The sequence below is a fragment of the Myxococcota bacterium genome (assembly GCA_035498015.1).
GTDB lineage: Bacteria > Myxococcota_A > UBA9160 > SZUA-336 > SZUA-336 > VGRW01.
On the sequence record DATKAO010000002.1, the window covers coordinates 1 to 5,295 of the forward strand.

Sequence of the window (5,295 nt, forward strand, 5' to 3'; positions counted from 1 at the left end):
AGGATCGAGCCCGGTGCGATGGGCCGGGTCTCGCTGCCGATGCGCATGGTGCCCGAGCCGCGCAGCATGACCACGAACAGGTCGTGGCTGTCGTGCCGGTGGGGCTGCTCGCGGTCGACGATCCAGACCAGGTGGTGACTCGAGGCCGCGTCGCGGCCGAGCTCGGTCACCTGGAAGGTCTTGCCCGCCTCGAGCGGGTGCTCGGCCAGGAGTGACTCGAGCGGCCGGGTCACGCGGCCGGTCGGGAACAGGGCGTCGAGCGTGCCGGTCAGCGGGGCGGGCGGTGCGGTGCCAAGACCCAGAAGCACGGCGACGAGCGCGGATCGCATCACGGTTCGACTCCTTCCTGGCTGATCTGCTCCAGCTCCAGGCGCGCCGTCTCGGGCACGAGCAAGACGCCCGCTGCCGCGAGGACGGTAGCGAGCGAGATCAGCGGAATCACCAGTGACTGGTCGCTGCCGAGCCAGCCCATGGCACGCGCGTAGAGGAAGGAGCTGGTCACGGTGCCCAGCGCACTCATCATCGAGAGCAGCCCGCCCGCCGCGCCGCGCGAATGGGTCGGGAAGAGCTCGGTCATGAGCGCGCGCTGCATCACGCCCCCGGCCATGTTCAGGAACACCATGGCCGTCCAGGGCAGCGCGACCAGCGCCCCCGGGCCGGCATAGAACGCTGCGGCGAAGAGCGGAAACGCCAGGAGCGCGACGAGCATGACCACGCGCCGCCCGTGGCGGTCGGCGAGCCGGCCCGCGGCCGGATTCCCGACGATTCCGAATGCGCCGAAGAAGATCGACATGGCCCCGAACGCGCCCGGGCTCCAGCCCCGCATCGTCTGCAGGAACTCCGAGATCAGCAGGAACGGGACGCTCGTCCCGAAGCTCGAGAGACCTCCGATCCAGGCGATCGCGAGCGCGCGGCGCGGATGCTGGCGCACGAGCGCGGCGATCGGGCGGAAGCTCCCGGCGAGCGCCGCAGCGAAGCCGTCCGACGCGAGCTCCGTCCCGCGCATGCGCGTGAACCGGCCCGTCTCGCGGACTCCCCGCCGCAGCCACGGGAAGAGCACGAGCGGTGCGATCCCCATGAGATAGAGCGAGCGCCAGCCCAGCGGCAGGTGATTCACGAAGCCGTACAGGAGCGCGCCCAGCCCGAAGCCGATCGCCGAGACGCCCGACATCATGCCGATGCCCCAGCCGCGCAGCTCCGCCGGGAACTCCTCGGTCACGATCACGACCGTGAGCACCGCGGAGGTGATCAGAAAGGTGCGCGTGCAGAACTGGAACACGACGAACTGAGTCGCGCTCTGACTGCTGGCGGTGAGGATCGAGCCCAGGCTCATGCACACCACCGACAGGAGGAGGAGCCGCCTCCTCCCGATGCGGTCGGCGAGCGGGACGAGCAGGAAGGCGGGCAGGGCGCCGCACGTCACCAGGCTGATGAAGTCGCCTTGCTGCGACTTGGAGAGCCCGAACGTCACGGCGAGCTGGTGCAGCGCGTTGCCGAACACCGAGATGTCGTAGCTCTCGAAGAACAGCACGAAGGTGAGCACGCCCAGCAGGCGCAGGTGCTCGGGCGAGAGACTCTCCGGCACGCCGCCCAGGAACGGCGGGATCCACCAGGGGTTCTGGCGAATCGAGCGAAATCCCGAAGGACGGGCGCCGCTCGCCTCGGGCTCGCTGCGTCGGGCCGGCTCCGGGCTCATCGACTCACTCCCCGCAGCGCGCCCTCGACGCAGGCCACCGTCTCGCGCAGATACGCGCGCTCGTGGCGGCCGCCGCCTTCGGCGAAGCACGCGACCAGCGCCGCCTCGACCAGCGCGAACACGAGCTCGGCCGCGATCTCGGGCTCGAGCGGGCGCACGCGGCCCTCGCGGCTCCACTCGGCGAACGCGCGTGCCAACGGGGCCACGATGGCCTCCCGGGAGGCGCGGCGCGTGCCGGCGTCGGCGCTGATCCAGAGCAGCCGCGACAGCTCGCCGTGCTCGCGCACGTAGGCGAACGCAGCCCGCAGCATGGCCTCCGCCGAAGGCTTCGCGCCGGCCGGCGCCTCCGTGAACATGGCCTCGGCCAGCCCCTGCCCGTAGTCCGCGGCGGCCGCCTCGAGCAAGCCGGCCTTCGACCCGAAGTGGTGGAACACGATCCCCTCCGAGACGCCCGCGCGGCGGGCGACGTCGGCGGTGGTGGTCGTGGCGAAGCCGCGGCTGGCGAACAGCTCGCGCGCCGTCGCGATCAGGAGCGCGCGCTTCTGCTGGGGGTCGCGGGTACGGGGCCGTGCGCGTGCCGCGCTGCGGGACGTTTTCACCAGCGGACCTCCCTATTGAGTCCGGCTCGATCTTATTCGAGTGGCACTCAATAGATCAAATCGAACGATCGCAGGCGGATCGGTTGACCCGCCGTTAAGGGAAGTGCTAGCCAGAGGTCCGACGAGCCCATGACGCAGACCCGCCGCACGCCCGAGCCCGCCCCGACCGATGGTCGCGTGGGCACCCTACCCACGCTCCAGCGCGGCCCCGTGCGCGCAGTGACCGCGGCGGCGCTGTTCGACGGCCACGACGCCTCGATCAACATCATGCGGCGGCTGCTGCAGGCGCAAGGCGCCGAGGTGATCCACCTGGGCCACGATCGCTCGGTCGAAGACGTGGTGACCGCGGCGCTCCAGGAAGACGCCGACGTCGTCGCCGTCTCCTCGTACCAGGGCGGACACGTGGAGTTCTTCGGCTATCTCGTCGACCGCCTGCGCGAAGCCGGGGCGGGACACATCCGCGTGTACGGCGGCGGCGGCGGCGTGATCAGCCCCGAAGAGGTGCGCGACCTGCACGCGCGCGGAGTGACTCGCATCTTCCGGCCCGAGGACGGCCAGAAGATCGGGCTCGAAGGCATGATCCGCGAGGTGCTCGCCGGAGGGCTCGCGCGGCCCGAGGTGCGGGCGGAGCAGGAGCTCGCGCGCCTGTCGGTGGAGTCCAGCACCGCGATCGCGCGGCTGATCTCGCACTTCGAAGCGGCCTCCGGCTCCGAGGACCCGGCGCTCGACGCCCTGCGCAAGCGCATGGAGTCACGCCGCCGCGGGACACCGGCTCCCGTGGTCGGCTTCACGGGCACCGGCGGCGCGGGCAAGTCGAGCCTGGTCGACGAGCTGGTGCGCCGCTTCCGGCTCACCCACCCCGACCGGTCCGTGGGCGTGTTGTCGGTCGATCCCACGCGTCGCCGCAGCGGCGGGGCTCTCCTGGGCGACCGCCTGCGCATGAACGCGATCCACGCGCCGCAGGTGTTCGTGCGCTCGCTCGCCACGCGCCGCGCCCACCTCGCGCTGTCGGGCGCGGTGGCCGACGGCGTGCGCGTGCTGCAGGCCGCGAACTTCGACCTGATCCTGGTCGAGACCGCGGGCATCGGCCAGAGTGACTCCGAGATCGTCGACCTGGCCGACGTGTCGCTCTACGTGATGACGCCCGAGTACGGCGCGCCTTCGCAGCTCGAGAAGATCGACATGCTCGAGCTGGCCGACGCGGTGGTGCTGAACAAGTTCGACCGGCGCGGCGGCGAGGACGCGCTGCGCGACGTGCGCAAGCAGTGGCGCCGCAACCACCCGGGAGTGACTCTGGCCGACGAGCGCGTGCCCGTGTTTCCCACGATCGCGAGCCGCTGGAACGACCCGGGCACCGACCGAGTGTTCGCCGCGCTCATGGGTGTCCTGCACGAGCGCGGCTTCGCCGGCTACGCTGCCTTTGAGACGCCCCCGTTCGCGCTGCCCGAGGCGCAGGCCATCGTGCCGGTGGAGCGCGGCCGCTACCTGGCCGAGATCGCCGAGAGCGTGCGCGGCTACCGCGCCCGCACCGAGCGCGACGTCGCGACCGCGCGCCGCGCCGCCGCCTTCGCGCAGGCGGCCGAGGCGATCGGCGAGGGCGACGAGGCCGATTCGCTGCGCGCGCGCTCCGAGGCCGAGCTGCGCAAGCTCGGCGCCGACTCGCGCGCCGCGCTCGAGTCCTGGCCCGAGACCCGCGCGCGCTACGCGGCCGAGGAGCAGAGCTACGAGGTGCGGGGCCGTGCGATTCCCGCGCGCAACTTCGGCACCACGCTCTCGGGTCTCTCGCTCCCGCGCGTGGCGCTGCCGCGCACGGAAGATTGGGGCGAGGTGACTCGCTTCGCCGCGCTCGAGAACCTGCCCGGCCGGTTCCCGTTCACCGCCGGGGTGTTCCCGTTCAAGCGCACCGGCGAGGAGGACCCCGCGCGCATGTTCGCGGGCGAGGGCCCGCCCGAGCGCACGAACCGCCGCTTCCACCTGTTGTCGCTGGGCCAGCCCGCGGTGCGGCTCTCGACCGCGTTCGACAGCGTGACTCTCTACGGGCGCGACCCGGACCTGCGGCCCGACATCTACGGCAAGGTCGGGACCTCGGGTGTCTCGGTCGCGACCGTCGACGATGCGGTGAAGCTCTACTCGGGCTTCGACCTGCTCGACGCCAAGACCTCCGTCTCCATGACCATCAACGGGCCCGCGCCCGTCGTGCTCGCGCTGTTCTTCAACGCGGTCATCGACCAGGCGGTCGAGGAGCACCTGCGCAAGACCGGCCAGCTCGAGCGCGTGAAGGCGGAGCTCGCCAAGCGCCGCGACCTGCCGCGGTACGAGGGCCCGCTGCCCGAGGGGCACGACGGCCGCGGCCTGGCGCTGCTCGGCGTGTCGGGCGACCAGCTGGTCGACGCTGCGACTTACTCGCGCATCCGGCGCGAGGCGCTGGCCCGCGTGCGCGGCACGGTGCAGGCCGACATCCTGAAGGAGGACCAGGCCCAGAACACCTGCATCTTCTCGACCGAGTTCTCGCTCAAGCTCATGGGCGACGTGCAGGAGTATTTCGCGCGCCACGACATCGAGAACTTCTACTCGGTGTCGATCTCGGGCTACCACATCGCCGAGGCCGGGGCGAACCCGATCACGCAGCTCGCGTTCACGCTGGCCAACGGCTTCACCTACTGCGAGTACTATCTCGCGCGCGGGCTCGGGATCGACGAGTTCGCGCCGAACTTCTCGTTCTTCTTCTCGAACGGCCTCGATCCCGAGTACGCCGCGATCGGGCGCGTCGCGCGCCGCATCTGGGCGATCGCGCTGCGCGAGCGCTACGGCGCCGCCGAGCGCAGTCAGAAGCTCAAGTATCACATCCAGACCTCGGGCCGGTCGCTGCACGCGCAGGAGATGTCGTTCAACGACATCCGCACCACCCTGCAGGCGCTGCTCGCGCTGCAGGACGGCGCCAACAGCCTGCACACCAACGCCTACGACGAGGCCGTCACCACGCCGACCACCGAGTCGGTG

At 71.4% G+C, this 5,295-nt stretch carries 4 protein-coding genes; 1 reads left to right on the forward strand and 3 read right to left on the reverse strand.

The features are described from left to right. The 3 genes from VMR86_00015 to VMR86_00025 form a co-directional block, all read right to left on the reverse strand. On the reverse strand, nt 1-332 hold a 332-nt coding region (locus VMR86_00015; GenBank protein HTO05417.1), incomplete at its 3' end, for a hypothetical protein. Continuing rightward, nucleotides 329-1,696 carry an MFS transporter gene (locus VMR86_00020; GenBank protein HTO05418.1) on the reverse strand — a complete coding sequence of 456 codons (1,368 nt, stop codon included), beginning with the start codon at nt 1,694-1,696 and terminating at the stop codon, nt 329-331. The genes VMR86_00015 and VMR86_00020, both read right to left, overlap by 4 nt. Next, nucleotides 1,693-2,295 carry a TetR/AcrR family transcriptional regulator gene (locus tag VMR86_00025; GenBank protein ID HTO05419.1) on the reverse strand — a complete coding sequence of 201 codons (603 nt, stop codon included), beginning with the start codon at nt 2,293-2,295 and terminating at the stop codon, nt 1,693-1,695. The genes VMR86_00020 and VMR86_00025 overlap by 4 nt, the downstream gene beginning before the upstream one ends. Before the next feature lie 129 nt (nt 2,296-2,424). On the opposite strand from VMR86_00025, the gene VMR86_00030 reads away from it, so the two are divergent. Further along, a partial coding sequence (locus tag VMR86_00030) for a methylmalonyl-CoA mutase family protein (protein HTO05420.1) occupies nt 2,425-5,295 on the forward strand: 2,871 nt, incomplete at its 3' end.